At 61.7% G+C, this 26,076-nt stretch carries 23 protein-coding genes and 1 pseudogene; 20 read left to right on the top strand and 4 right to left on the bottom strand.

The features are described from left to right. The first annotated feature begins 6 nt into the window (after window positions 1-6). The 3 genes from CIC12_RS24645 (at window position 7) to CIC12_RS24635 (ending at window position 4,650) form a co-directional block, all read left to right on the top strand. On the top strand, window positions 7-2,190 hold the full coding sequence (locus tag CIC12_RS24645) for a thiamine pyrophosphate-dependent enzyme (protein WP_168667885.1): 2,184 nt from the start codon (window positions 7-9) through the stop codon (window positions 2,188-2,190). Window positions 2,191-2,207: 17 nt separating this feature from the next. Next, window positions 2,208-3,713, top strand: coding sequence for an indolepyruvate oxidoreductase subunit beta family protein (locus CIC12_RS24640; protein WP_168667883.1), 1,506 nt, complete (start codon window positions 2,208-2,210; stop codon window positions 3,711-3,713). Window positions 3,714-3,867: 154 nt separating this feature from the next. Then, window positions 3,868-4,650 (top strand): cyclase family protein, encoded by a 783-nt coding sequence (locus tag CIC12_RS24635; protein WP_168667881.1) that lies wholly within the window; start codon window positions 3,868-3,870, stop codon window positions 4,648-4,650. A 67-nt stretch (window positions 4,651-4,717) separates the two neighbouring features. On the opposite strand, the gene CIC12_RS24630 is transcribed toward CIC12_RS24635, so the two are convergent. Continuing rightward, a complete protein-coding gene (locus tag CIC12_RS24630) occupies window positions 4,718-4,975 on the bottom strand; it encodes a DUF4148 domain-containing protein (protein WP_168667879.1) in 258 nt (85 codons plus the stop codon). Between the two features lie 221 nt (window positions 4,976-5,196). Between CIC12_RS24630 and CIC12_RS24625 the strand changes: the two genes are divergently transcribed. From CIC12_RS24625 to CIC12_RS24580, 10 genes and pseudogenes are all read left to right on the top strand, one after another. Then, entirely contained in the window at window positions 5,197-6,129 is a 933-nt protein-coding gene (locus CIC12_RS24625; RefSeq protein WP_446728034.1) for a hypothetical protein, read from the top strand. 245 nt (window positions 6,130-6,374) lie between these two features. Next, window positions 6,375-7,233 (top strand): annotated as a pseudogene (locus CIC12_RS24620) (glycogen debranching enzyme); the annotation flags it as partial. Window positions 7,234-7,323: 90 nt separating this feature from the next. Then, window positions 7,324-8,913, top strand: coding sequence for an aspartate:alanine exchanger family transporter (locus CIC12_RS24615; RefSeq protein ID WP_168667877.1), 1,590 nt, complete (start codon window positions 7,324-7,326; stop codon window positions 8,911-8,913). A 57-nt stretch (window positions 8,914-8,970) separates the two neighbouring features. Continuing rightward, the gene (locus CIC12_RS24610) at window positions 8,971-9,966 is read left to right on the top strand and encodes a 2-hydroxyacid dehydrogenase (RefSeq protein ID WP_168667875.1); all 996 of its coding nucleotides are present in this window, start codon (window positions 8,971-8,973) and stop codon (window positions 9,964-9,966) included. Between the two features lie 208 nt (window positions 9,967-10,174). Then, complete coding sequence (locus tag CIC12_RS24605; RefSeq protein ID WP_238812876.1) at window positions 10,175-10,696, top strand: hypothetical protein; 522 nt, start codon at window positions 10,175-10,177, stop codon at window positions 10,694-10,696. 402 nt (window positions 10,697-11,098) lie between these two features. Next, complete coding sequence (locus CIC12_RS24600; protein WP_168667874.1) at window positions 11,099-12,613, top strand: ATP-binding cassette domain-containing protein; 1,515 nt, start codon at window positions 11,099-11,101, stop codon at window positions 12,611-12,613. A 16-nt stretch (window positions 12,614-12,629) separates the two neighbouring features. Beyond that, on the top strand, window positions 12,630-13,655 hold the full coding sequence (locus tag CIC12_RS24595) for an ABC transporter permease (RefSeq protein ID WP_168667872.1): 1,026 nt from the start codon (window positions 12,630-12,632) through the stop codon (window positions 13,653-13,655). Window positions 13,656-13,745: 90 nt separating this feature from the next. Then, window positions 13,746-14,684 (top strand): ABC transporter substrate-binding protein, encoded by a 939-nt coding sequence (locus tag CIC12_RS24590; RefSeq protein WP_168667870.1) that lies wholly within the window; start codon window positions 13,746-13,748, stop codon window positions 14,682-14,684. 195 nt (window positions 14,685-14,879) lie between these two features. Then, on the top strand, window positions 14,880-16,181 hold the full coding sequence (locus tag CIC12_RS24585; protein ID WP_168667868.1) for an L-fuconate dehydratase: 1,302 nt from the start codon (window positions 14,880-14,882) through the stop codon (window positions 16,179-16,181). Window positions 16,182-16,469: 288 nt separating this feature from the next. Continuing rightward, a complete protein-coding gene (locus CIC12_RS24580; RefSeq protein ID WP_168667866.1) occupies window positions 16,470-17,486 on the top strand; it encodes an alcohol dehydrogenase in 1,017 nt (338 codons plus the stop codon). 90 nt (window positions 17,487-17,576) lie between these two features. On the opposite strand, the gene CIC12_RS24575 is transcribed toward CIC12_RS24580, so the two are convergent. Further along, window positions 17,577-18,413 carry a GNAT family N-acetyltransferase gene (locus CIC12_RS24575; RefSeq protein WP_342030565.1) on the bottom strand — a complete coding sequence of 279 codons (837 nt, stop codon included), beginning with the start codon at window positions 18,411-18,413 and terminating at the stop codon, window positions 17,577-17,579. Window positions 18,414-18,616: 203 nt separating this feature from the next. Between CIC12_RS24575 and CIC12_RS24570 the strand changes: the two genes are divergently transcribed. The 4 genes from CIC12_RS24570 to CIC12_RS24555 all read left to right on the top strand — a co-directional run bounded on the left by CIC12_RS24570 (window position 18,617) and on the right by CIC12_RS24555 (window position 22,568). After that, window positions 18,617-18,901, top strand: coding sequence for a hypothetical protein (locus tag CIC12_RS24570; protein WP_168667864.1), 285 nt, complete (start codon window positions 18,617-18,619; stop codon window positions 18,899-18,901). Window positions 18,902-18,926: 25 nt separating this feature from the next. Then, window positions 18,927-19,256, top strand: coding sequence for a hypothetical protein (locus CIC12_RS24565; RefSeq protein ID WP_168667862.1), 330 nt, complete (start codon window positions 18,927-18,929; stop codon window positions 19,254-19,256). A gap of 147 nt (window positions 19,257-19,403) precedes the next feature. Further along, window positions 19,404-19,604, top strand: coding sequence for a hypothetical protein (locus tag CIC12_RS24560; protein ID WP_168667860.1), 201 nt, complete (start codon window positions 19,404-19,406; stop codon window positions 19,602-19,604). 294 nt (window positions 19,605-19,898) lie between these two features. Beyond that, window positions 19,899-22,568 (top strand): excinuclease ABC subunit UvrA, encoded by a 2,670-nt coding sequence (locus tag CIC12_RS24555; protein WP_168667858.1) that lies wholly within the window; start codon window positions 19,899-19,901, stop codon window positions 22,566-22,568. Between the two features lie 158 nt (window positions 22,569-22,726). On the opposite strand, the gene CIC12_RS33345 is transcribed toward CIC12_RS24555, so the two are convergent. Then, complete coding sequence (locus CIC12_RS33345) at window positions 22,727-22,951, bottom strand: hypothetical protein (RefSeq protein ID WP_238812875.1); 225 nt, start codon at window positions 22,949-22,951, stop codon at window positions 22,727-22,729. Between CIC12_RS33345 and CIC12_RS33340 the strand changes: the two genes are divergently transcribed. Together CIC12_RS33340 and blaOXA are read left to right on the top strand one after the other, a co-directional pair. Then, complete coding sequence (locus CIC12_RS33340) at window positions 22,950-23,153, top strand: hypothetical protein (RefSeq protein ID WP_238812874.1); 204 nt, start codon at window positions 22,950-22,952, stop codon at window positions 23,151-23,153. The two genes, CIC12_RS33345 and CIC12_RS33340, sit on opposite strands and share 2 nt — an antisense overlap. A gap of 147 nt (window positions 23,154-23,300) precedes the next feature. Beyond that, window positions 23,301-24,056, top strand: a complete 756-nt coding sequence (gene blaOXA, locus CIC12_RS24545) for a class D beta-lactamase (RefSeq protein WP_446728036.1) — start codon at window positions 23,301-23,303, stop codon at window positions 24,054-24,056. 1,319 nt (window positions 24,057-25,375) lie between these two features. On the opposite strand, the gene CIC12_RS24540 is transcribed toward blaOXA, so the two are convergent. Next, window positions 25,376-25,702, bottom strand: a complete 327-nt coding sequence (locus tag CIC12_RS24540) for a hypothetical protein (RefSeq protein WP_168667856.1) — start codon at window positions 25,700-25,702, stop codon at window positions 25,376-25,378. Here CIC12_RS24540 and CIC12_RS24535 point away from each other — a divergent pair. Beyond that, on the top strand, window positions 25,701-26,076 hold a 376-nt coding region (locus CIC12_RS24535), incomplete at its 3' end, for an ESPR-type extended signal peptide-containing protein (protein WP_168667854.1). The genes CIC12_RS24540 and CIC12_RS24535 overlap by 2 nt on opposite strands.

The following is a 26,076-nucleotide window of genomic DNA, read 5'->3' as shown; positions in this document are numbered from 1 at the left end:
AACGTCATGGCCGAGCGGTCATTTGTCGAAGAAGTGAAGAAGCTGCGCCTGGGCGCCGGCGAGGTTTTCAGCGGCGAGGGGATTCTCGCGGTGACCAAGGCGCTGCTGGAGTCAGGCGTGGCGTATGTGGCCGGCTATCAGGGCGCGCCCATTTCGCACTTGATGGACGTGCTCGCCGACGCTCAGGACATCCTGAGCGACCACGGCATCCGTTTCGAAAACAGCGCGAGCGAAGCCACGGCGGCGGCTTCGCTCGCCGCCTCGGTGAACTATCCGCTGCGCGGCGCGGTGACCTTCAAGGCGACGGTCGGCACCAACGTCGCTTCCGACGCGCTGGCGAACCTCGCCTCGGGCGGGGTGACGGGCGGCGCGTTGATCATCGTCGGCGAGGACTACGGTGAAGGCTCCTCGATCATGCAGGAGCGCAGCCATGCCTTCGCGATGAAATCGCAGATCTGGCTGCTCGATCCGCGGCCGAGCCTGCCGTGCATCGTTCAAGCGGTGAAGGACGGCTTCGATCTCTCGGAGGCGAGCCACACGCCGGTGATGCTGCAATTGCGCATTCGCGCGTGTCACGTGCACGGGCAGTTCGTCGCCTCGGATAACCGTCGCTCGGCGTTCTCGATCAGGGATGCGCTCGAGAACCCGAATCGCGACGTGAGCCGCATCGTGCTGCCGCCCGCGAGCTTTTTGCACGAACAGGAGAAGATTAACGAGCGGTGGCCCGCGGCGGTGAAATTCATCGAGGAACGTCAGCTCAACGAATTTTTCCCGGCGGATGCCGTCGATATCGGCATCGCCGTGCAGGGCGGCAGTTACAACACCGTGCTGCGCGCGCTCGAACGCCTCGGTCTCGCTGACGTGTACGGCGAGTCGAAGGTGCCGCTGTACGTGATGAACGTTGCGTATCCGCTCGTCGATTCCGAGTGGCAACGGTTCTGCGAGGGCAAGCGCGCGGTACTCGTCATCGAGGAAGGCCAGCCGAACTTCGTCGAGCAGAACGCCAGCGCGATCCTGCGCCAGGCCGATTGCGCGACCATGCTGCACGGTAAGGACATGCTGTCGCTCGCCGGCGAGTACAGCACGGCGGCGGTCATCAAGGGGCTGCGCGCGTTCTTCGAACGATACGGCATGCTCGCGCCGGCGGCCGTCGTGCCGGCAGCGCGTATGGTGATTCCGCTCGTGGCGGCGCCCGCCGCCGCTTCAGCGTCTGCGGCGCAAGCGCAAGCGCTGCTCGATGAAAACGTCCATGCGCGGCCACCCGGCTTCTGTACGGGTTGCCCCGAGCGGCCGATCTTCACCGCGATGAAACTGGTCGAGCGCGAACTGGGCGCGCACCACGTGAGCGCGGATATCGGCTGCCATCTGTTTTCGATTCTGCCGCCGTTCAATCTCGGCAGCACGACGATGGGCTACGGCCTCGGCAGCGCGAGTGCCGCGGCATTGAACGCACCGGCAGGCAAGCGGGCGATTTCGGTCATGGGCGACGGCGGGTTCTGGCACAACGGCCTGACCAGCGGCATCGCAAACGCGGTCTTCAACAAAAGCGACAACCTCACCGTCATCGTCGACAACAGCTATACGTCGGCGACCGGCGGTCAGGACATCCTCTCGTCCGCCGCGCTCAATCCGACCCGCAGTACCGGGCACGAGATCGAGCGGGCCGTGCGCGGCGTCGGGGTCGACTGGGTGCGCACCGTTCGCCGCACCTACGACCTGAAGGCGATGATGGCCACGCTGAGGGAAGCGCTCACCACCCAGGCCAAAGGCCCGAAGGTGCTGATCGCGCAAAGCGAGTGCATGTTGAACAAACAACGTCGCGAGAAGCCGAAGGTGCGCAAGGCGATCGCGGCCGGCGAGCGTGTGGTGCGCGAGCGCTTCGGCGTCGATTCGGATACCTGTACCGGCGATCACTCGTGCATCCGCCTGTCCGGTTGCCCGTCGCTGTCGGTCAAGCAGAACCCGGACCCGTTGCGCACCGATCCGGTTGCCACCGTGCTCGATAGCTGTGTGGGCTGTGGACTGTGCGGGGAAGTGTCCCATGCCGCCGTGCTGTGCCCGTCGTTTTACCGGGCGCAGATCGTCAGCAACCCGACCCGCGTCGATCGTCTGCGGCAACGCGTGCGCGACGGGCTGATCGGCTGGTTGCAGCGACGAGAGGCTGCGCGCCGCGCGCGCTACGTGTTCTGATCAACGAGAGTTCCACTATGAAAGCCCAACCGATCAAAATCGCCATTCTCGCCATGGGCGGAGAGGGCGGTGGCGTACTCGCCGACTGGATCGTCGATCTCGGTGAACACAACGGCTACTACGCGCAGACCACCTCGGTGCCGGGTGTGGCGCAACGCACCGGCGCAACCATCTATTACGTCGAACTGTTTCCACGCGAACTCGCGGACCGTGCCGGCCGTGCGCCAGTGCTCGCGCTGATGCCGCTGCCCGGCGACGTCGACGTGGTGCTCGCATCCGAACTGATGGAAGCCGGGCGTGCGGTGCAGCGCGGTCTCGTGACGCCTGATCGGACCACGCTCGTGGCCTCGACGCACCGCGTCTATTCGATTGCCGAGAAGACCGCGATGGGCGACGGGCGAGTCGATAGCGACGCGTTGATCGCGCATGCCGGCAAGGCGGCGAAGCGCTTCGTGCGCTTCGATATGGCCCGCGCGGCGGAAGCCTCCGGCAGCGTGATCAGCGCCGTATTGTTCGGCGCGCTGGCCGGCACGGGCGTGTTGGCGTTCAGCCGCGAGCAGTTCGAGGCGACGATCGAGCGTGGCGGCGTGGGCGTGAAGCCGAGCCTGCATGCGTTCGGCGTGGCTTACCTGAAGGCGAACGAAGCCCGGCAGCCTGCCGACGATACGGAAGAAGTCGCGACTGGCGCAATGGACGCGAAGCCACGCGACTCGAAGGTGGCGGCTCTCGTCGAACGCATTCGCACTCAATTTCCCGTCGACGTTCAGCAAATGGTGACCGAAGGTGCGCGTCGGCTGGTCGACTATCAGGACCCCGACTACGCAGGACTCTATCTCGATCGCCTGGCCGAAGTAGGGCGTGGGCTCAGGCAGCAGGACACCGTGCTCGTGCGCGAGACCGCGCGACACCTGGCGCTGTGGATGTCGTACGAGGACACCATTCGCGTGGCCGATCTCAAGACTCGTGGTTCACGCTTCGAGCGGGTACGCGGCGAAGTGCGCGCACAAGTGGACCAACTCCTCGCGATCAACGAGTTCATGCATCCGCGGATCGAGGAAATCTGCGAGACGTTGCCTGCGTCGCTCGGCAAATGGCTGATGCGTCCGCACTGGGCGCATCGCCTCGTGCGCCGCTTTACGCAGGAGGGCCGCGTCGTTACCACCAGCTCGCTGCGCGGCTACCTGATGCTCTACGCGGTGTCGCGCATGCGCGGCTGGCGCCGCGCCACACTGCGCTACCACATCGAAAATGCGCGCATCGAACATTGGCTGAGCCAGGTGCGCGATGCGGCGCAACGCAATACGGCGCTTGCCGTCGAGGTCGTCCAATGCCAGCGGCTCGTCAAGGGCTACAGCGACACGCACGCGCGCGGATTGGCCAACTACGAGAAGGTGATGACCGCCGTGGCCCGCGCGGGTGCGCTGCTGGCGCCCGCCACGCTTCGTGAGCTGCGCGAAGCGGCGCTTGCCGACGAGCACGGCAGGAAGCTGCAGGAAGCGCTCGGGCGGCACGCCTTGGTCTGAGCGTCAGGCGCCGCGGAGGGCCCGGCGCGAAGGCCAGGTAGCACGATATTTTTTATCGGGAGGTCGGGACGCTACGAAAACGATGAGTGCCTGGGTGCTTCGCGCCGTCCACGACGATGGTTGACCTATCACAGATATATCTGACACATTCCTTATGACAACAGTTCTCGATCAACTCGTCCGGGAAATCTCGGTCGGCAGCGTTCGGGTCGTCGATCTGACGCAGACACTTTCCCCAGATTTCCCCGCCTTGGAATTGCCGGCTGAATTCGGCCAGGTATGGGCGTTCAAGATGGAGCAGATTAGCCGGTATGACGAACGGGGCCCGGGCTGGTACTGGAACAATTTCTCGTGCGGCGAGCATACCGGGACGCACTTTGACGCGCCGGTTCATTGGGTGAGCGGCAAGGATCACGCGCGCAATGCGGTCGACACGATTGAAGTGACTAACTTCATTGCGCCGGCGGTCGTGATCGACGGCAGCGAAGAGGTCGCGGCTAATTCCGACTGGTTGCTGACGACGGAATTCCTCGAGCGTTGGGAGTCGCAGCACGGCAAGATACCTGCGTCTGCGTGGGTGTTGTTGCGCACCGACTGGTCGAAGCGTACAGACCCGGCGGAGTTCGTCAACCTGCGGGAGGACGGTGCGCACACGCCGGGGCCGACCCAGGAAGCCGTGGAGTGGCTGATCCACGAGCGGCGCGTTCATGGCTTCGGCGTCGAAACGATTAACACTGACGCGGGCCAATCCTATGCGTGGCCAATTCCGTATCCGTGCCATACGCTGATGCATGGCGCCAACCGGTACGGATTGCAGTGCCTGAAAAACCTCGACGAATTGCCCGCTACTGGAGCCGTGATTCTTTCCGCGCCGCTAAAAATTCAATCAGGCTCCGGCAGTCCGCTTCGGGTACTCGCGCTTGTTCCCGGTCAGTGAGCGAACACGACTGTTCGACACCGTGCCGCCGTCGGGGACGGCGGCGCTGACGACCCTTCGAATCCCGTTAGTGCTGGCCCAGCGCCTGTGTGCGCTGCCCGGCGACGATTCGACTCGCCTGTTGAGCATTGGCTGGGTAGTGCTCAAAATTGATTGGCGGTTTGAATCCGGCAGCCCGCCAGGCGACGAGGTCGGCTTTGACGTCGGCGCGGGTGAGAGGCGCGGGCGGAGTGGACGCCATAGAAGGAGAAGTCTGTGCCATCGCGGGCGCGATGCTTGCTGCGCCGAACAGAATGTTCAACACGGCCGCAGTAAAGTGCTTCATGACGGCTCCCCCATGAGGTTGTGCGATCCTCACTGATCCTAGACTTTATTTTGCTGTTCTTCCACCCGAGTGACTTTCCTATGTTGTACGGAGTTGCGGGTCAGCGGTGATTGCGGGTGTACAAACCAAGCCGCCGCCTGCAAGAATAGGGGGAAGACAACAGCGCGCCATGATTCGCGCCTGGCGCTCCCGCGATCCGGGCGAAAAGGAGGAGAACGTCCATGGGCAGGCTTGCCAGATTCCCAGTAGGCACACGGAGCGTGCGGCAGTGGCTGACGGCCGCGATGCTGGCGGTGTTCTGCTGCCTGTGCCAGAGCGCCTTCGCGCAAGCGGCCGACCGCGCGGCGAGCCTGCGCGAGAAATACGAGAGTCTCACGCAGCAGCTCGCACACAATCAGTTTCAGCGACCGCTATACCTCGAATCCCAGGAGTTGCCTTCGGCACTCAAAGGCGAGATTTACGGTGTGCTCGACCATCCGTTCGCGACGCTCAACGCAACGCTCAACGACCCGGCTCAGGGGCCGGCCAACTGGTGCGACGTGCTGATCCTGCACCTGAACACGAAGTACTGTCATGCATCGACGGGCGCCAACGGCACGGTCCTCGCGGTGAACATCGGCAAGAAAACGGCGGAGTCGCTTTCCTCGTCCTACCGCGTGCAATTCAACTATCGCGCGGCAGCGAGCAGTCCCGATTATCTTCGCGTTGAGCTCAGTGCCGCTACAGGTCCGTTGAGCACGAAAGACTATCGTATCGTGCTGGAGGCGATACCCGTGGGCGATAGCCGGAGCTTCATCCACCTGACCTACGCCTACGGTTACGGCACGGCGGGACGGCTTGCGATGAAAACCTATCTGGCGACGATTGGCAGCGACAAGGTCGGCTTTTCCGCCGCGCCCGATTCGTCGGCGGGCGAGACGCGCTACATCGGCGGCGTGCGCGGTCTGGTGGAGCGCAATACCATGCGCTATTACCTCGCCATCGATGCCTATCTGGGGGCGCTTTCCAGCCCGCCCAACGCCCGCCTCGACAAGCGCCTCGCCGACTGGTTCGATGCGACCGAGCAGTATCCGCGGCAATTGCACGAAGTGAGCCGCGCTGACTACATGCAAATGAAGCACGACGAGTATCAACGTCAGCAGACCGCCCAGTAGGCGGCGCTCCGCGCGCACTGCTTCGTGTTGCGCAAAGGCGGCCTAGAGCCAAGTATGGCGGACAAAGATATGACGAACTGCTGCTTTACGCTTGCACGGGTAGCGTCGAGCCATTTCAGATCATCGGACTCACGCCCGACAGGAACCGCACTTTCTATTTCTGGCATGTTCTGGTGGAAGCGCTTTTCGTACCGTGCTGCTACACGTGGCGTGCCCACGACCGTCATGGCGTGCCGCAACTCGACGACGTGATCCGGCGCTTCGTGCGCGGTGATCCGGGATTGATCGGCCTGATGTGCACGTGTCTCGCGGGAAGCGCGGCTCTCTATGAGGCCGACGGCAGACTGCCCGTGAACAGCGTCAACTTCGTGACCTGCCACGACGGCTTCACGTTGCATGATCTCGTCAGCTACGACGCGAAGCGCAACGAGGCGAACGGCGACGACAACCGCGATGGCAGCAACGACAACCTGTCGTGGAACTGCGGTGCCGAGGGCGACACGGACAATCCGTCTACCGTCGGCCTGCGGTTGCGGCAGGCGCGCAACTTCATCGCGATCCTGCTGCTAAGCCAGGGCGTGCCGATGCTGCTCGCCGCGACGAAATCCTGCGTAGCCAGCGCGGCAACAACAACGCGTATTGCCAGGACAACGCGTTGTCGTGGATGGACTGGAATTTCTCCGATGACGCTCTCGACATGCTGCGCTTCGTGCGCGAGATGATCACGCTGCGCAGGCGTCACCCGAGCCTGCGCCGTCGCCGGTTTCTCACGGGCGTCGCCGAACATGGGCAAACGCATCCCGATGTCGCCTGGCATGGCGAGCGGCTCGGCGCGCCCGCATGGGGCGATCCGGGCGCCCGGCTGGTGGCGCTCACGCTCGCGGGACATGCGCCGGGCGAGCCCTGTTGCACGTCGTCCTCAACATGAACGCGGATGCGCGCGATGCAGAGCTTCCCGCCCTCGACGACGCGAACTGGCGGAGGATGGTCGATACGGCCACGGGACCGCCGGCGGACATTCTTTCGACTGTTGAAACGGCCCGGGTCGAACGCGGTACCTGCCGTGTAGAAGGGCGTAGTGTCGTGGTGCTGGAATCGCGATGAAGTTCAACAATCGGGCTGGACGGTGCGCGGTAAAGCGACTTTAATGCTGAGGTACTGCCGGGTCGCGTTGTCGATCATCAGGGGGGCGGCATGGATGCAGTCAGAACCTTCGTCGAAAGTCAGCCGCTGTTCGCGCTTTTTTTGACCATTGCGATTGGCTACCTGATCGGCGAAATCAATGTGAAGGGCGTGGCGCTGGGCTCCGGGGCCGTGCTTTTCGTTGGGCTGGCGGTTGGCGCGTTCGCGCCGAAGTCTACGCCGCCCGCGTTGCTGGGCACGCTCGGTTTGTTGATGTTTCTTTATGGCATCGGAATTCAGTATGGCGCGCAGTTCTTTCGCGGGCTCACGAGCCGCGAGGGCATGAAGGCCAATGCCGCCGCGGGTCTCGGCGTGATCGCGTCGGGTCTCGTCGCGTGCGCCTTCATTCATTTCGGCGCTACGCTCGCCGATGCCCTCGGCATGTTCGCGGGCAGCGGCACCAGCACGGCGAGCCTGCAGGTTGCCATCGCATCGATGAAGAGCAGCGATGCCGCCGTGGCCTATAGTGTCGCCTATCCGTTCGGTGTGGCCGGCCCGATTCTATTCATCTATGCGCTGACGCTGGCCCTGAAAGTCGAGATAAGTAAGCCGCCTGCAAAGTTGCTCGAGAGTGCCGAAATCGCGCTGCGCAATGCCAGTCTCTTCGGTCTCAGCGTGTCAGAGCTTTTGACACGGCTACCTGCCGGTGTGGCTATTGCGGCCGTGCGGCGCGCGCATCACAACCAGTTGATCACCGACGACTTTCTTCTGCGCGCCGACGACGTTCTCCTTGTCACCGCCACCGACCCCCGCCTGCTCGGCGAAGCAACGGCGCTGTGCGGCGAGTTGCAGCCTGGGCGCATGACGAGTCATCGGGAAGATCTGGACTATATGCGCGTGTTCGCATCGAATCCAGCGGTCGTCGGAATGACGCTTGGCAGTCTGCGCTACCCGGAAGGGCTGAGCTGTGCGGTCGTACATGTGCGGCGCGGCGATACCGATCTGCTGTCCAGTCCAGACCTCATTCTCGAAGCGGGCGACCGGGTCGGCCTGCTCGTCGGTCGCGCACATCAGGCGAGCGTGCGCGCGTTTTTCGGCGATTCGATCCGGGGCACGGCCGACCTCAGTTTCATCTGCCTCGGCATAGGCGCGGCCGCAGGCCTGCTGGTCGGTGCGATCCCGTTGCGCTTTCCTGGTCTCGGCGTGTTCAGCCTGGGTCTCGCGGCGTTGCTGCTGGTCGCGCTGTGTCTCGGCAAGGTGCGTCGCAGCGGACCGTTCGTCTGGGTGATGCCGCTTTCGGCAAATCTCGTCCTGCGAAATCTCGGACTGACGATTTTCCTCGCGCAGGTGGGCATTGCCTGCGGACCCAAGTTCGTCGCGACCGTGGGCACCGCCGGGCCGCTGCTCCTGCTTTATGGCGCGATCACGCTGCTGGTGCTGGTCGGGGTGACCGCGATCTGCTGCCTGTGGATCTTCAAGCTGTCGTTCGACACAGCGGTCGGCGTGATTTGCGGCGCTACCGGCAACCCGGCGATTCTCGCCTTTGCCAACCGGGTCGCGCCGACGGATCAGCCCGACATCATGTACGCGATGATTTTTCCGTCGATGACGATCGTCAAGGTGCTTTTCGTGCAGATCGCCATCGCGATTGCAGCAGGCTAGACGCGTCCGCGCAGCAGGCGAATGAAATGGGAATGACGGATACCAAAGGAGTCCATCATGGAAGTGGCGATATTCAGCTCGACGCGCTACGAACGCCGGTATCTCGACGAGGCCAACAAGCGCGGCGAGCATAAGTTGCATTACTTCGACGTGTCGCTGGAGCTGGACACGGTCGGTCTCGCCGCTGGCTACGACGCCGTCTGCATCTTCGTCAACGACAAGGCGGACGCGCAAGTACTGGGCGCGTTGCACAAGGGCGGCACGCGTCTGCTCGCATTGCGTTGCACGGGCTTCAACAACGTCGATCTGGACGCTGCCGCGAAGGCCGGCATCAAGGTGGTGCGTGTCGTGACGTATTCGCCGAACTCCGTGGCGGAGCACGCGGTAGCACTTCTGCTCGCGATCAACCGCAAGGTGCACCGCGCCTACAATCGCACCCGGGATTCGAACTTCTCGCTCGACGGTCTGACCGGCTTCGACCTGTGCGGCAAGACGGTTGCGGTGGTCGGAACGGGCAAGATTGGTTGCGTGTTCGCGAAGATCATGCTCGGCTTCGGCTGCAGGGTGATTGGTTTCGATCCGTATCCCTCGGCGGAATTCGAGGCGCTCGGTCTGAGCTATGCCAAGTTGGGCGAGATTGGGGAGAACGCCGACATCATTTCACTGCATTGCCCGCTCACGCCGACTACTCACCACATCATCAATTCGGAAACGCTTAAACGCGCAAAGCCGGGCGCGATACTGATCAACACGAGCCGAGGCGGGCTCCTTCACACGGAGGCCGCCATCGACGCGTTGAAGACCGGGCAGCTCGGCGGGCTTGGAATCGATGTGTACGAACAGGAGGGCGATCTCTTTTTTCGCGATCTCTCCAGCGAGATCATTACCGATGACGTCTTTCAACGCCTCGTGTCGTTTCCAAACGTCATCGTGACCGGACATCAGGCCTATTTGACCCATGAGGCATTGACAACCATCTGCGAGACCACACTGGAAAGCGTCTCGGCGTTCGAAAAGAACCAGCCATTGCAGAACGAGGTGAAGGTCAAATAGAGACGGGTGCCGACGCACGCTGAAGCCTGGCATATCGAACGCGCGTGGCGCGTTCGATATGCAGTGGAGAGAACTCGGAGTAAATTGTGTTTGCATCAGGTATCGCCGTTGCGGTGGTCGTCGCAGTGATGGCCGGCGTTGCGTTCGGTTTGTTCGACGACGCGGCCGTCACAGTTCGCTAACCAGTCACCTCGACTCTGGAGAACCCATGACAGATATTGCACTTGCACGCAAAGATGCCTGCCTCGCAGTGGTTCATGCGGTCTTGACGGACCTGATTGACGACAGCAATCTGATCGACGCGGCGCTACGGGTTGCGGACTACGACGCAGACGATCTCGAAGGCAAGATCACCGAGACGGATGCCGTACTACTTGCGGTCGCGGCGCTCACCAAAGTCAATCGCGCGACTCGTGAGTGGTCCGACGTGGACGGCAACCCGATGGACGCGATGCGAGTCGCGGACTTTGTCATCGATGAACAAATGAACGGGTACGACCGCGCAACCAGTCCGCATAAAACGACTTCGTCTGCGGCAAGGATCCAGGCGCGCGAGGCCGCGGTGATTCGGCCAATGGGGTCGCCGGCACGGCCGTTCACCACTGAGGCGCAAGCCTTGCCGATACGGGCAGGCGTGTTCGCGGCGCGCAGCCTGAGCGATGTGACCGGAGGAGTGGTTACTTCATCGAATGATGGCCGCACGAAATTGCGCCATAGCTGTGATAAATGATCGAATGTTTAAGGAATTTCCGCACGGTAATGCGAGGTTGGCCGAGGGCAATAGAACAGGCAAAGGGAGAAACCGGTGGGCGAATAGGCGGGATACCTGACGGGACACTTTCATTTTTCTGAGTCTCATTGGACAGCCACGTCGCGCTATTTGCCGAGTCTATTGCCGACTTCTTCAAGACCGTCGGGCAGGGACAAAGCCCCGACACTGGGGAATGCCTGGGCTTGAGCCGCCGATCGGCAGCGTCGTAAAATCGTGGCACATCGGTTCCGGGGGCCCGGCAATGTGTCTGGTTTCTCTTTGCGATTTCGTTCATGTAAGCGGGGGGCGTCCGGCGCTCCGGCCGTCAGCCCGTCGCATTGAGGCACGCGGCCGTAGTGGAATTGTCGTCCGATCCGCGCCGTGACCCCGCTGATTTCCGTCAAAAGGCTCAACAAGAGCTTCCCCGGCGTGAGGGCGCTTCACGAAGTCCAGTTCGAGCTCATGGCGGGGGAAGTCCATGCGCTGATGGGCGAGAACGGCGCCGGCAAGTCGACGCTGATGAAAATCCTCGCCGGCGTCTACACCCGCGATTCGGGTGAAATTCTCTATGACGGCCGGCCGGTCGAATTCCAGAGCCCGCGCGACGCGCAGGCCGTGGGCGTCGGCATCATTCATCAGGAACTGCAACTGATGAATCACCTGAGCGTCGCCCAGAACATGTTCGTCGGCCGCGAGCCGCGCGGGCGTCTCGGCCTGTTTCTCGACGAAGACAAGCTCAATGCGCAGGCGCGCGACATCCTTGCCCGCATGCACGTCAATCTCGACCCGCGCGCCGTGGTCGGCGCCCTCACGGTCGCCCGTCAGCAGATGGTTGAAATCGCCAAGGCCCTGTCGTTCGATTCGCGTGTGCTGATCATGGACGAGCCCACCTCGGCGCTCAACGACGCCGAGATTGCCGAACTGTTTCGCATCATCCGCGAGCTAAAGAGCCGGGGCGTCGGCATCATCTATATCTCGCACAAGATGGATGAGTTGAAGCAGATCGCCGATCGCGTCACCGTGATGCGCGACGGCGAATACGTGGCCACCGTCGCCGCTCAGGACACCAGCGTCGAAGCGATTATCGGCATGATGGTCGGGCGCACCTTGACCGACATCGAACCGTCGCACAGCAGCGGGGAGAGGGGCGAGCTCGCACTCGAAGTCAAAAACCTCAACGCCGGTCCGTTGGTCAGGGACGTGAGCTTCACGCTGCGCAAGGGCGAGATTTTGGGCTTCGCCGGATTGATGGGAGCGGGCCGCACCGAAGTCGCCCGCGCCGTGTTCGGCGCCGATCCGATCGAATCCGGCGAGATCGTCGTGAAGGGCGCCAGGGCAATCATCCGTAGTCCACGCGACGCGGTGAAGCGCGGCATCGGCTATCTGTCGGAAGACCGCAAGCGCTTCGGCCTCGCGACCGGCATGGACGTCGAATCGAACATCGTCATGTCGAATTTGAGCAAATTTCTGACGTTCAACTTTTTTCTGCGACGCGCGCAGATACGCAGGACAGCCAGCCATTTCATCAATCTGCTTGCGATTCGCACGCCCTCCGCGACGCAGGAAGTGCGGCTGCTCTCGGGCGGCAATCAGCAGAAGATCGTGATTGCGAAATGGCTGGAGCGCGACTGCGACGTGCTCTTTTTCGACGAGCCGACACGGGGTATCGACGTCGGCGCGAAGAATGAAATCTACAAGCTGCTGCGTGCGCTCGCCAGCGAAGGCAAGGCGGTCGTGATGATCTCGTCGGAGCTGCCGGAAATCTTGCGCATGAGCGACCGCGTCATCGTGATGTGCGAGGGCCGCATTACCGGCGAACTCCGCGCCGCGGAGGCTACGCAGGAGCGCATCATGCATCTGGCGACACAGCGCGAAACCCTGAAAACGGCGGCATGAACCGCCAGAGGCCCCTATGACATTGCCATCGGACACATCGGCGCTCGCGAGAGAAGGACGTTATTCCGGCCTGCGCGCCCGCGTCTTTTCGCCGACCGCGCTGCAGAAGCTGCTCGCGTTCGCGAGTCTGATCCTGATGCTGGTTTTCTTCAGCTTCGCTTCGCCGGCGTTCATGCAGATGGACAACATGCTCGGCATTCTGCAGGCGACGGCAGTCAACGGCGTGCTGGCGATTGCCTGCACTTTCGTGATCATTACGGGCGGCATCGATTTGTCCGTCGGCACGTTGATGACGTTCACGGCGGTCATCTGCGGCGTATTTCTCACTTACTGGCATCTGCCGATGTGGGTCGGCGTCCTCGCCGCGATTTTCACCGGCGCGATCTGCGGGACCATTTCGGGGACCCTCACGGCGAAAATGAAAATCCCGCCGTTCATCGCGACGTTGGGCATGATGATGCTGCTAAAGGGCCTCTCGCTCGTCGTCTCGGCCGACAAGCCGATCTATTTCACCGACACCGAAAACTTCTACCGCATCTCGCAGGATTCGTTCATCGGCTATCTGCTGCCGAGCCTGCCCATTCCGAACGCGGTGCTGATCCTGTTCTTTCTTGCGATTGCCAGTTCGGTCACGCTCAATCGCACGGCGCTTGGCCGCTACACCTTTGCGCTCGGCAGCAATGAAGAAGCGGTGCGTCTTTCAGGCGTGAACGTCGATCGCTGGAAGATCGCCATTTACGGGCTGAGCGGAGCGATCTGCGGCATCGCGGGGCTGCTCATCGCGTCGCGCCTGAATTCGGCGCAGCCGGCGCTCGGCCAGGGCTATGAACTCGAAGCGATCGCCGCGGTGGTGATTGGCGGCACGTCGCTGAGCGGCGGCTCGGGCACGATTCTCGGCACGATTATCGGGGCGTTCATCATGAGTGTGCTAACCAACGGCCTGCGCATCATGTCGGTCGCTCAGGAATGGCAGATCGTCGTGACAGGCCTCATCATCATTCTCGCGGTTTATGCCGACATCCTGCGTCGCCGGAGGAGCTGACGCTGAGCCGGACGATTTCAAAGAAGGGAAGCGCAAAAAGGCTTCCTCAGCGGCTGAAGGTTGATGGTCCACCTTAGGAGGAGATATTCCATGTTGAATCGAACAATATTCGGTGTCGTGGTCGGCTTGGGTACTTTGCTGGGCGGGGCGAACCTCGCGTATGCAGATGACGTCTATATCCCGCTTATTTCGAAGGGCTTCCAGCATCAGTTCTGGCAGGCCGTCAAATCCGGCGCCGAGCAATCGGCGAAGGAGCACAAAGTCAGGATCACGTTCGAGGGCCCGGAAACCGAAGCGATGGTGGACAAGCAGATCGACATGCTCTCGGCGGCGCTCGCGAAGAAGCCGCAGGCGCTGGGCATCGCCGCGCTCGACAGCAAGGCGGCCATTCCGCTGCTCAAGCGCGCGCAGTCCGCGAAAATACCCGTGATCGCGTTCGACTCCGGCGTAGACAGCGACATTCCGCTGACCACCTGTGCGACGGACAACGTGGCCGCCGCCGCGCTCGCCGCCGACAAGATGGCCGAGGCGATCGGCAATGCCGGTGAAGTCGGCGTGATCGTGCACGACCAGACCAGCCGCACGGGCGTCGATCGGCGCGACGGTTTCCTGAATCAGATGAAAAAGCATTCGAACGTCAAGATCGTGTCCGTGCAGTATGGCGGCGGCGACCATTTGAAGTCGGCGGAAATCGCCAAGGCGATGATCCAGGCCAACCCGAATCTGAAGGGCATTTTCGGCGCGAATGAAGGCTCGGCGGAAGGCGCGGCGATTGGCGTCAAGGAAGCGGGCAAGAAGCTCGTGCTGATCGGCTTCGACTCCGGCAAGGAGCAGAAAGCGAACATCACCTCGGGCCTGATGCTCGGCGCGATTACACAGAATCCGGTCGGCATCGGCAAGTGCACGGTCGACTCCGCGGTGAAGGCGCTCAAGGGCGAGAAGCTGCCGCCGAAGATCGATACGGGCTTCTTCTGGTACGACAAGACCAATATGAGCGATCCGAAGATCGCCGCCGTGCTCTACGATTGACCGAGGTCCGTTGCTTCACGCCGATGCGCGACGAGCGGGAGGGCGTGCCGCCCTTCCTCCCTGATGGCCTTCGTGGCCCGCGCATCGCGCGCGACAGACCGTACGTTGAACTTGCAGCGCACCCATCCGTGCCGCTTGTGCTCATAGAAGGTGTACGGGCGCAAGCGGACCGCAGTGACCCAGGAGCGTGTTCAGATGACGACGATCACCAGGCTGTCCGTGCGGGACATCCGCTTCCCGACCTCGCGTTCACTCGACGGCTCCGATGCGATGAACGCCGCGCCGGACTACTCCGCGACCTACGTGACGCTCGAAACGGATTCGCCGGCCTCGCTCACCGGCCATGGCCTCACGTTTACGATCGGACGCGGCAACGAAATCTGCGTGAGTGCGGTACAGGCGCTGGCGCCGCTGATCGTCGGCAAAACGCTGGAGGATATCGCCGCGAATATGGGCGCGTTCTGGCGTGAGCTGACCTCCGACAGCCAGTTGCGCTGGATCGGCCCGGACAAGGGCGCGATTCACCTTGCGACCGCAGCCGTCGTGAACGCGACCTGGGACCTCTGGGCAAAAGCGGAAGGCAAGCCGGTGTGGAAGCTGCTCGTCGACATGAGTCCGGAAGATCTCGTACGCTGCCTCGATTTCCGCTATGTGACCGATGCGATCACGCCGCACGAAGCCATCGCGATGTTGCATCGTCATGCGAAAACGCGCGGGGAACGTGAAAAGGACATGCGCGCGCACGGCTATCCCGCCTACACGACGTCGGCCGGCTGGCTCGGCTACGACGACGACAAGATTCGCCGGCTCGCGCGCGAAGGCGTCGCGCAGGGCTGGACGCATTTCAAGCAGAAGGTGGGCGGCAACCTCGAAGAAGACATGCGCCGGGCCCGCATTCTGCGCGAAGAAATCGGCGAGAACCTGAAGCTGATGATGGACGCCAACCAGGTATGGGACGTCGATGAAGCGATCTCGAACATGCGGCGGCTCGCGGAATTCGATCCGTGGTGGATCGAGGAGCCCACGAGCCCCGACGACATTCTCGGGCACGCGGCGATCCGCCAGCGTTTAAAACCGATGATCGGCGTGGCGACCGGCGAGCACTGCCACAACCGCGTGATGTTCAAGCAACTGCTGCAGGCGCAGGCCATCGACTTCTGTCAGGTGGACAGCTGCCGCCTTGGCGGTCTGAACGAAGTGATCGTCGTGCTACTGATGGCGGCGAAATTCGGGGTGCCGGTGTGTCCGCACGCGGGCGGCGTCGGTTTGTGCGAGTACGTCCAGCATATTTCGCTGTTCGACTATATCTGCGTATCGGCGTCGCTGGAAAACCGGGTGCTCGAATACGTGGATCACCTGCACGAGCATTTCGTCGATCCCGTCGTGATCCGCAACGGCCGTTACATGCCGCCGGAACGGCCCGGCTACAGCATCGAGATGCATGCGGCGTCGCTCGATCAGCATGATTTTCCTGCAGGAGCGGCCTGGCGGGTGTGACGGCGACCGCATAGGGTGCTGAGTTATGACTCAGCGTCTGATTCACTGGGCCCGGTCGAGTCAGTGTCCGGGAGCGACGCCGCGCGGGCGGCCACATAGCCCGACAAGTTGGATTCCGCCGGATTTTCAACTATGGTCAATGAGCTCATGCTCTCGCGCCTCGGACAGTGATCCCGCGCCTCACGCCTCACGCCGAGAGAACACAGAGCGTTCATTTGACGCCGAGGGCTGTTAAAGCAGACTGCCCCTCGGCATGCCAACACATCGATGACTACCGAGGTGAAGCTCATGTCCAGAATGAAGGCTGTACAAGTGGAAACAGCAGGGGGCCCATTGAAGCTTGTCGAGCTGGAGGTTCGCGAACCGGGCGAGGGCCAGGTCCGCATCAAGGTTCAGGCTTGCGGAATTTGCCACAGTGATTCGTTGACCAAGGAGGGGCAGTGGCCGGGTCTGCAATTTCCACGGGTGCCAGGCCATGAAATAGCCGGCGTGATCGATGCCGTCGGAAGCGGCGTGGACGGATGGCGCGTCGGGCAGCGCGTCGGCGTGGGTTGGCATGGCGGCCATTGCGGCCGATGCACGCGTTGCCGCCAGGGCGACTTCGTCCTGTGCGAAAAAGCGCAGGTGCCGGGCATCAGCTATGACGGCGGTTATGCCGAATTCGTCGTAGCGCCGGTGGAAGCACTCGCCAGCATTCCGGACGACCTGTCCGATGCGGATGCCGCGCCATTGCTCTGCGCGGGCATTACCACTTTCAATGCATTGCGCAATAGCGGCGCGCGCGCCGGCGATGTCGTCGCCATTCTCGGTATCGGCGGGCTGGGGCATCTCGGCGTACAGTTCGCCCGGAAGATGGGCTTCAACACGGTGGCCATCGCTCGCGGAAAGGACAAGGCCGCGTTGGCGAAAGAACTCGGCGCGCACCACTACATCGACAGCACGACGCAGAGCATTTCGGAAAAGCTCAACGAACTCGGCGGCGCGAAGGTCATTCTTGCGACGGTCACGAGCGGAAAAGCAATGAGCGCGGCGATTGGCGGGCTCGGGCTGAACGGCAAGATGATCATGGTCGGCATTTCGGAGGAGCCCGTCGAGGTTCCTGTCGGCCAGTTCATCATGGGCCGCAATTCGGTTCAGGGGTGGCCCTCGGGCACGTCCGCCGACTCGCAGGATACGCTCGCTTTCAGCGCGCTCTCCGGCGTCAAGCCGATGATCGAGGAGTTTCCGCTCGAACGTGCGGCCGAAGCGTATGACCGGATGATGAGCGGCGCGGCGCGCTTCAGGGTGGTGCTGAAGGTCGCTTGATGTCCGGCGCGGTGTCTTACGCTGATTCCACACCCGCCCTGCGATGCGACGAGCAGGGCAGGTGTGAGCGAACACTGTTCCGCCTTATCTTCACGCCGCAGCCGGATCGTTGCCTTTGATCCGGTTGAGGTGGAACGTCTGACGCGTCTCGAATCCAAGGCGCTCATACAAGGCGATCGCCGAGTGGTTGTCATCGAACACATGCAGAAACGGAATGTCCCCGCGTTGCCTGATTTCCCGGCGCAGGATGTTCATGAGGCGAGCGGCGAGCCCCCTGCCGCGATACTCGTCGTCCACGCACACCGCGCTTATTTCGACATAGCCGTCGAGCCGCATGCGTTCGCCCGCCATCGCGATCAGACGCCCGTCGTGGCGAATCCCGATGTAATGGCCCATCTGATGGGTTCGTTTTCCGAATGGACCGGGCTTGGTTTTTTGAGTCAGTGCGAGCATGTCCGCGGCGTCGAGGTCGGTGAGGCGGATCACCTGATCGTTCGTGCCGCCGGCCGGATTGCCAGTCGCCACCATCTGACGCACGACGCCGATACGCTCGGATCGCACGGCCTCCAGGTGCGGCAAAGGGGCGAGGCTCAACAGGGCCACCTGTTCCGGCGGCGGCAGCAGTCCGCCGAGTTCCCGAAAAGCCGCTTCGATTTCGCTTTCCACGCCCGCAAACGGCGCGATATCCGGGTGGTAGCGGAAAGCAAGCCGGTTGCCCTCGCGCAGCTGCGCCTGTTTGGTCGTCAGGGCAGACCAGACGGGGTTGTCGAGGATAAGTTCGGTCGAGCGATTCATGGCTATCCTTGTGCTGGTGCGACCAGGCTGCTGTGCATTCAGGCGGCGTTCATCGGAACGCGTGTAGCAATCGCCATCCCTTTCATGGTTTGCTGCTGTAATGACAGCGCGTGACGTTCGAATTGACGTCACTGTAGACGGGAAGGGGCGTGTGCACTAGCGTCGTAAATGCCAAATTTGGCATCATTTGCGCCATGAACCGACGGTTCCGTGCGAGCAGCCCGGTAGCGGTCACCGACTGTCGCGCAGTTCCCTTTGCGTAAATACCTGTATGGATGTACAGTATATTCCGTAGAGCGTCGAGACAGCCAGTCTGCTTTTTTCGGGGAGAACAAATGGACATGCGTGTGCGGATGCCGGTTGGCCATCCGATGCCGGAGATAGCCGCGTTCGTTGCCGAAATGAAATCCGCGTTTGGCGAGCGGGAGATCGACGAAGCGATTCGTCGCGGGAAAGCCGGCGAGCCGACGTTTTATGCCAGCGAAAACGGGCACTCGGTGGGAACGTCCACAGCGGCCGCAACGAATAACTGGCCGGTGGACCGGGCGGTGCGCGACCGGCATTACTGCGATGGGTGTGATGGCTCGTGCATTGGCGCCGCGAAGTCGTGCCATCCTTAATCGCACGCAAATTGACGGAGAAGACATGTTTCGATTGCTTGGTGCCGGTGTATTGTTGCTGACTATCGCGTCGACCGTATCAGCGGGCGAGCGTTATGTGGAAATCTGGAATCCGCCCGAGGCGCGTATGGGTGGTGCGGGCGCTGTCGCCGGCAAGTGCTCGCCGAAATCTCACAGTGCCGCCAGCTCCCGCCACAACGCGACAAAGGTTCTGCCGCGGCGCGTGGCTGATCCGATGCCACGATCCGCGCCTTCCAAACGCACGCCGGTTGTCACAGTGAAGAAGCCGGCCGTCCCGCCTTCCCTCGCTATACCCAGACTCATTACGCCGGAAGGCAACGTGCTGCGTGTCTGAAGCCAGGGAGGCTGTCATCGCTGATTACGGATCACGCGCGACCTGGCTGCTGCAATTTGCTGCACATGGTTGAAAAGCCCACTCCACGTCGCCGCGTTGCGGTAACCTGGTGAATGAAGCGACCGCTCGTCAAGGCAGAGACCGAAAGTGGAACCTGAAATCTACAAGGGCTATTCCGTCTGGGGCCATGCCATTCTTCAGGATGGCGGATATGCGGCGGGTGGCACCATCATGCGCGCAGGCAAGCTGGTCGAAGGTTCAGGCGTGCTCGGCACATTTGAAACCGACGAGGTCGCGCGCCTCGCTGGGCTCGAGTGGTGCCGGGCATGGATCGATAGCCATGGTTGAACGGCGTTGCAAACTGCGCTACACCGCCTTGCCCGCTCAAGGTGACTTTGGCTGGTTCCGCTGGCATTGGCGCTAAGTATTGCTGGCGAGCAAGATGGACGGCAATTCATGTATACCGAAGCAGGGACGCCGAAAGCCGGCGCTCAAGCGCGTGAGCCATGGCGTGTCGGCGATTCACTTCGGCTACCACTGCTGTCCCAACCGACCCTCTCGCGACGGATCTGGCATGCTGCGTGCACTCTCACTTGCGTTCGCACAGCCGGCAGGCACCGCACTCATCCGCTATTGATCGACATGGACGCTATCCGCAGCAAATCCGGTTCGCCCCTCACGCCCCCCGGCGCTCCCACCGGCTTCGTCCGTGTGCGGGGCGCTCGCGAGCACAATCTCAAAAACGTCGACGTGGAGATTCCGCGCGACGCGCTCGTCGTGTTCACCGGCGTGTCGGGCTCGGGGAAATCATCACTCGCATTCGGGACGTTGTACGCGGAGGCGCAGCGGCGCTACTTTGAATCGGTTGCGCCGTACGCGAGGCGCCTGATCGAACAGGTGGGCGTGCCCGAAGTCGATGCGATTGAAGGGCTGCCGCCCGCGGTCGCCTTGCAACAGCAGCGCGGCACGCCGAGCGCGCGCTCATCGGTGGGCAGTGTCACCACGCTGTCGAGCCTCGTACGCATGCTCTATTCGCGTACGGGCGACTATCCACCGAAGCAGCCGATGCTGTTCGCCGAGGATTTCTCGCCGAACACGGTGCAAGGCGCCTGTCCGACATGCCATGGACTTGGGCGCGTGTACGAGGTCACCGAAAAATCAATGGTGCCCGACGACTCGCTGACCATCCGCGAGCGTGCGATTGCCGCGTGGCCGCCTGCGTGGCACGGCCAGAATCTGCGCGACATCCTGGTGACGCTCGGCTACGACGTCGATACACCATGGCGCGACTTGCCGAAAAAAGATCGCGACTGGATTCTCTTCACCGACGAACAGCCGACCGTGCCCGTCTACGCCGGCTTGACGCCGAAGGAAACCCGTGCCGCACTCAGACGCAAGGACGAGCCGAGCTATCAAGGCACGTTCACCGGCGCGCGCCGGTACGTGCTGCACACCTTTGCGAACACCCAAAGCGCGCTGATGAAAAAGCGCGTGTCGCAGTACATGGTCGGCAGCGGCTGTCCGAGTTGCCACGGCAAACGGCTCAAGAAAGAAGCGCTCTCGGTGAAATTCGCCGGGCTCGATATCGGCGAATTTTCGCAGTTGCCGCTCGCGGGGCTGACCGCGCTTCTCGAACCGATCGCGCGCGGCGAATGGCCGGAGCCCGCCATGGTGCCCACGGCTAAAGGCGGTGTGCTGAGCAAAAGCGCGATGCGCGAGGCCGTCGACAAACGGGTGGCGGCGGGCGGTTCCGCGCACAAAGCTTCACCCGACGTGCGGCGCACGCCGAATCTTTCGGAAGAGAAACGCGTGGCCGCGCAGCGCATTGCCGCCGAATTGCTGGAACGTCTGAACGCGCTGGTCGACCTCGGTCTTGGCTACCTTGCGCTGGAGCGCAGCACACCCACGCTGTCGTCGGGTGAGTTGCAGCGCTTGCGACTGGCCACGCAACTGTCGTCGCAGCTCTTCGGAGTCGTGTATGTGCTCGACGAGCCGTCGGCCGGCCTGCATCCCGCCGACGGCGAAGCGCTTTTCAGCGCGTTGCAAGGACTCAAAGCTGCGGGCAATTCGCTGTTCGTCGTCGAGCACGATTTGCAGATGATGCGGCGCGCCGACTGGCTGGTCGACGTGGGCCCGGCGGCGGGCGAAGCGGGCGGTCATGTGGTCTATAGTGGTCCGCCCGAGGGACTCGCGAAGGTCGAAACATCGCAGACGCGCCGCCATCTGTTTGCGCCGCCCGCCCCTGTTGAGCGCGTACCACGCGACGCTGCCGGGTGGCTGCAACTCGTCAATATCACGCGCAATAATCTGCGCGGGCTGAATGTCGCGTTCCCGCTCGGCTGCCTGACGACCGTCACCGGGGTGTCGGGCTCGGGCAAATCGAGCCTCGTGAGCCAGGCGCTGCCCGAACTGGTCGCGAGCCGGTTGGGTCGAATCATCGAAAGCCCGGACGAAGACGAACAGGACCCGCTGCTCGCCAGCGCGACGCTGCCCGCGAGCGGACACATCGCCGACGGCATGGACGCGCTGCGTCGACTCGTGCGCGTCGACCAGAAGCCTATCGGGCGTACGCCGCGCTCCAACCTCGCCACCTACACGGGCTTGTTCGATCACGTGCGCAGGCTGTTCGCGGACACCCCCACCGCCCGCAAGCGCCGCTACAGTGCAGGGCGCTTCTCGTTCAACGTCGCGCAGGGCCGTTGCCCGACATGCGAAGGCGAAGGCTTCGTCAGCGTCGAGTTGCTGTTTCTGCCGAGCGTGTATGCGCCTTGCTCGACCTGCCATGGCACCCGCTACAACACCTCGACGTTGGAAATCACATGGCGCGATAAAAACATTGCCGAGGTGCTGGATCTGACGGTCGATGCCGCGTGCAGCTTCTTTGCCGAGGAAGCGAGCGTGATGCGCGCGCTAAAAGTACTGCGCGACATCGGCTTAGGCTATCTGCGCCTCGGTCAGCCCGCCACGGAGCTATCGGGTGGCGAGGCGCAGCGCATCAAGCTCGCGACCGAACTGCAGCGGGCGCAACGCGGTGACACGTTGTACATCCTCGACGAGCCGACTACCGGGCTGCATCCCGCTGACGTCGACCGGCTCATGGTGCAGTTGCAAGGCTTCGTCGACGCGGGCAATACCGTGGTGGTCGTCGAGCACGATATGCGGGTGGCCGCGCAAAGCGACTGGGTGATCGACGTCGGCCCGGGAGCCGGCGACGCCGGCGGGACGATCGTGGCGAGCGGCATCCCGGCTGAAGTCGCGCGCGCGAAGGCGAGCCGCACGGCTGCTTATCTGCGGCCGCTGGTTGCGGCGTGAATCCGGGTGGAGCGCGTTGACGCTGGCGGGAGTTCCATCAAAGACGCCAGCATTGCTGGAGCCGAAAAGCCCTGAAGATTCGAGAAGAGCCAGGACTTAAGCAAGGTGCCTTCGATCAATGCGCGGTATTCATTACTTGGGCGCTATCGAGTGCCTTTCTATCCGGCTTTGAGTGACCGTTCTGAAGGACGATGACAGGCCGCAACGGCTTGCGGCCTGAAGATAGTGCTATCAACTGTCGCTTCGGCCGCACTGTCGAGCATCAGCCAAAGTGGCCGCTGGTTTTGAATGACGGAGAGCGCATTTTGCGGCACACGCGAGCCCAGCCATATTCCGCGCTGCAGACGAGAACGAGCGCCACGAGATTTTTCAACCAACTCCATGACGTTCTCGTTCAGACATATCGCCGATAACGCCGTGCCGAACACGGGCACCATGAAATTGAAAAGCGGTGACCTTGCCCACCTGATTGTATTTGAGAAGCAAACTCCACAAAGCAAAGCCACGGCGGGCGCCCGAGGGGCGTTGGAACAAATGAAAACACTCAAACCAACGGAACTTGCAAAGCAGATCGTCGACAAATAGAACGCCTATAGTTTAGGTGGCGAGTGATAGAGTAGCAAAGCTAAACGCTCCTCATTGCCAAACCGAGTAAGTTAGTACCCAATAGATTTTTAGGATAGCTACGTGATAAATCGACGTCATTTTTTGCTTGCAAGTGTCGCCACAGCCGTGGTCCCATCTGGCGTGTTCGCGGCCGCTCTGCCGCCTGACGACAAAAAATGGATCGAATACTTTACCGAAGTAAATGCCCAAGGCACGCTTGTTGTAGTCGATTCGCGAGCTGGCAAAGAAATTATCCTCGTACACGACAGGGACAGAGCTACCTACCGCTTGTCGCCCGCTTCAACCTTCAAAATTCCCCACAGCCTGATCGCACTAGACGCAGGGGTGTTGCGTGACGAGTTCCAGGTTATTCCATGGGATGGAGTAAAGCGTCCGGTCGATGAGTGGAATCACGATCAGGACTTGCGTTCTGCTGTGCGCAATTCGGCGGTCTGGGTTTTCGAGCGCTTTGCAAGGGAAATTGGCCGGGAGAAAGAAGCGGCATATATGCGCAATATTCCCTATGGAAATGCACTCTCAAGTGGTGCGGAACCTTTCTGGGTAGAGGGTGATCTTGCAATATCCGCTCAGGAACAGGTCGTTTTCCTGCGCCATCTCTACGAAAACACACTGCCTTTCCGCGTAGAACACCAATTGATAGTCAAGGACGTACTGATCAATGAGGCAGGTCGGGACTGGATTCTTCGCGCCAAGTCTGGCTGGACCGGAAAAATCGGCTGGTGGGTCGGCTGGGTTGAATGGCCACAAGGGCCAGTCTACTTCGCTCTCAACATTGATACGCCAAACCGAATGGAAGATCTGCCCAAGCGAGAGAAAATCGTCCGTCAGGTATTGAGGTCCCTCGACGCTTTACCAGGCTAAAGCCCCTGTGAGCGCAATTCCCACATTGCAAGCGAGATTTTTGCGCGTGAGTTCGCCGGTCAAAACGGCACGCTCACGTTAAAGCGTTTGTGATGCAATAACTGAGAGCGCACGCATTTTCCTGGAAAGCGAACGGATCTTGGGTGATCTGGGGTGAAGCAATGCCAAGCGCTGAAGCGTGCGGCGAGCCGTTCGCAACAGAGCGCGTCGCTCGCGCTTAGGGGGAATCTCGGCTTCCGCCGCCGGATAGCTGTGCGACTAATCGGTCACGATCTTGTGCGGTGTCTCAGCATCGCTGCAGCTTTGTCGCGGCGCTTCTGAAGCCGGACATCGAATTCAGCACTATTAACCTTAATTTCGCAACTGCGTGTTTCGTTAGCTGCGCGTGTTGGAGCCGTTTTTCGCTCCCTGATCCAAAGTCAGCGATTTGCATAACTGATCCGGTGGCGTGTACATCTTTGCGGCGATAGCGTTGCAGACAGCCCGACTAGTTGAATTCGCCACGCTTTTGGGCAATGGCCCTTGCAATGATGGTGAGCGCGCCCCGGAAAAATGTCTGGCCTGCCGCAGTTCTGCTCGTCATCACTCTCATAACCCTGCTCAGTGACGTTGTTCGCCCCCCCGCCGAACGAACTTGATCCCTCCCCGGCAGGGGGGCTTTGTTCTGTCCCGGTAACATTTATTCTCTCTTTAGGTCTTCGCAGAATGATTTCGGAAGGGAAAGTGTGAGTTGTTGATTAAAGGTGCAACGATGGCCGATGAAACGGTGCCGTCGCGATAAAGAAAAACTATTGTTCTGCCTCGCGAAGAAAAACAGTAGTTCTAAAGACTAGTTCGATCTATGACGCAAACCATGAAAACAACTGTGGCGTGCATGCTCGAATCCCTGTACTACTCGCACGATGTGATGCTGAGGTGCGTGCGCCGATGTGAGGCCTACCCGCCGGACGTGTGCCACCTGCACGAAACGGTGACTGTGCGAGCAATTACAGCCGATCATTCGATTGAGTGCCACTGGGCCATCAAGACGTTGCTCGTGCTAGAGACCGCATTCATCGTTGCAAGCGATCCGTCGGCGAGAGAAGTGGCGTCGTTGGTTCGGCCAGCCAGGTCGAGTTTTCAAGTGAAGGCGCCGGGATCATCAAACTGCCGATCTGTTCGCTGCCAGCGTGGCGAAACCTGCCTCATCCGGCGTCTGATCAGGCGAATGGGAGTGTTTCTAGTCGTAAAGAGGCAGCGCTCACCGAGGCCATGCTCAGCCTTGGTCTGTGTTGACGATCTCATGCTGTCCGTATTTGGCGAGCGCTTCGTCCTACGCCTTAACCGCGCGTATCGCCCGCTTTGCCGAGCGCCCTTTCCAAAAAATCGTTCTGCAATGCCAACTGCCCGATCTTCGCGTGCAACACCTTCACGTCGCCCGCAGGCTCGGCCGATGCCTTGCCCAGCGCGAACACTTGGGCGCCCCGCTTCCGCAATTGCTTCTTCCAGTCCGTAATCTGGTTCGGATACCTATCAAAATGCGACGCCAGCATCGCGTCTGCGCTTGAGCGCTGTGTATGCCACTTTGCCTTGAATTCCGGTGCGCGTGTCCGTCGGCTTCGTTTCATCCGAATTCCTTGCGACACCTCTCTTTTCGGAGTGAACATGAACAAAGTTTTCAAATGTATCTGGAACGCGCGTCTTGGTCGGGTGGCGGTTGCTTCGGAACACGCGCGCGGAGGTGGAAAGCGGATTGGCGGCGGCATTTGCGCCACCGCGGCACTGATGGCAGCCCTTCTGGTAGGCACCAGTTTGTCGTCCCGCCCGGTATGGGCAGCCGACTTTATCGTCAGTAACAACGCCGACAGCGGCGCGGGATCACTGCGGCAGGCCATCATCGATTCCAATGCCGCGGGCGGCAGCAATACCATCACCGTCAACAGCGGCGTCGGCACCATCACGCTCGCCAGCGGCGATCTGCCGACCATTGCCAGCAATGTCACCATCGTTGGCAACAACAACACGCTCTCCGGCGGCGGCA

Source organism: Paraburkholderia sp. SG-MS1, from assembly GCF_012275575.1.
In the GTDB taxonomy this organism is placed as follows: Bacteria; Pseudomonadota; Gammaproteobacteria; order Burkholderiales; family Burkholderiaceae; genus Paraburkholderia.
The sequence above is the reverse complement of the archived record's forward strand: the minus strand, read 5'-3'. Positions and strand labels throughout refer to the sequence as shown.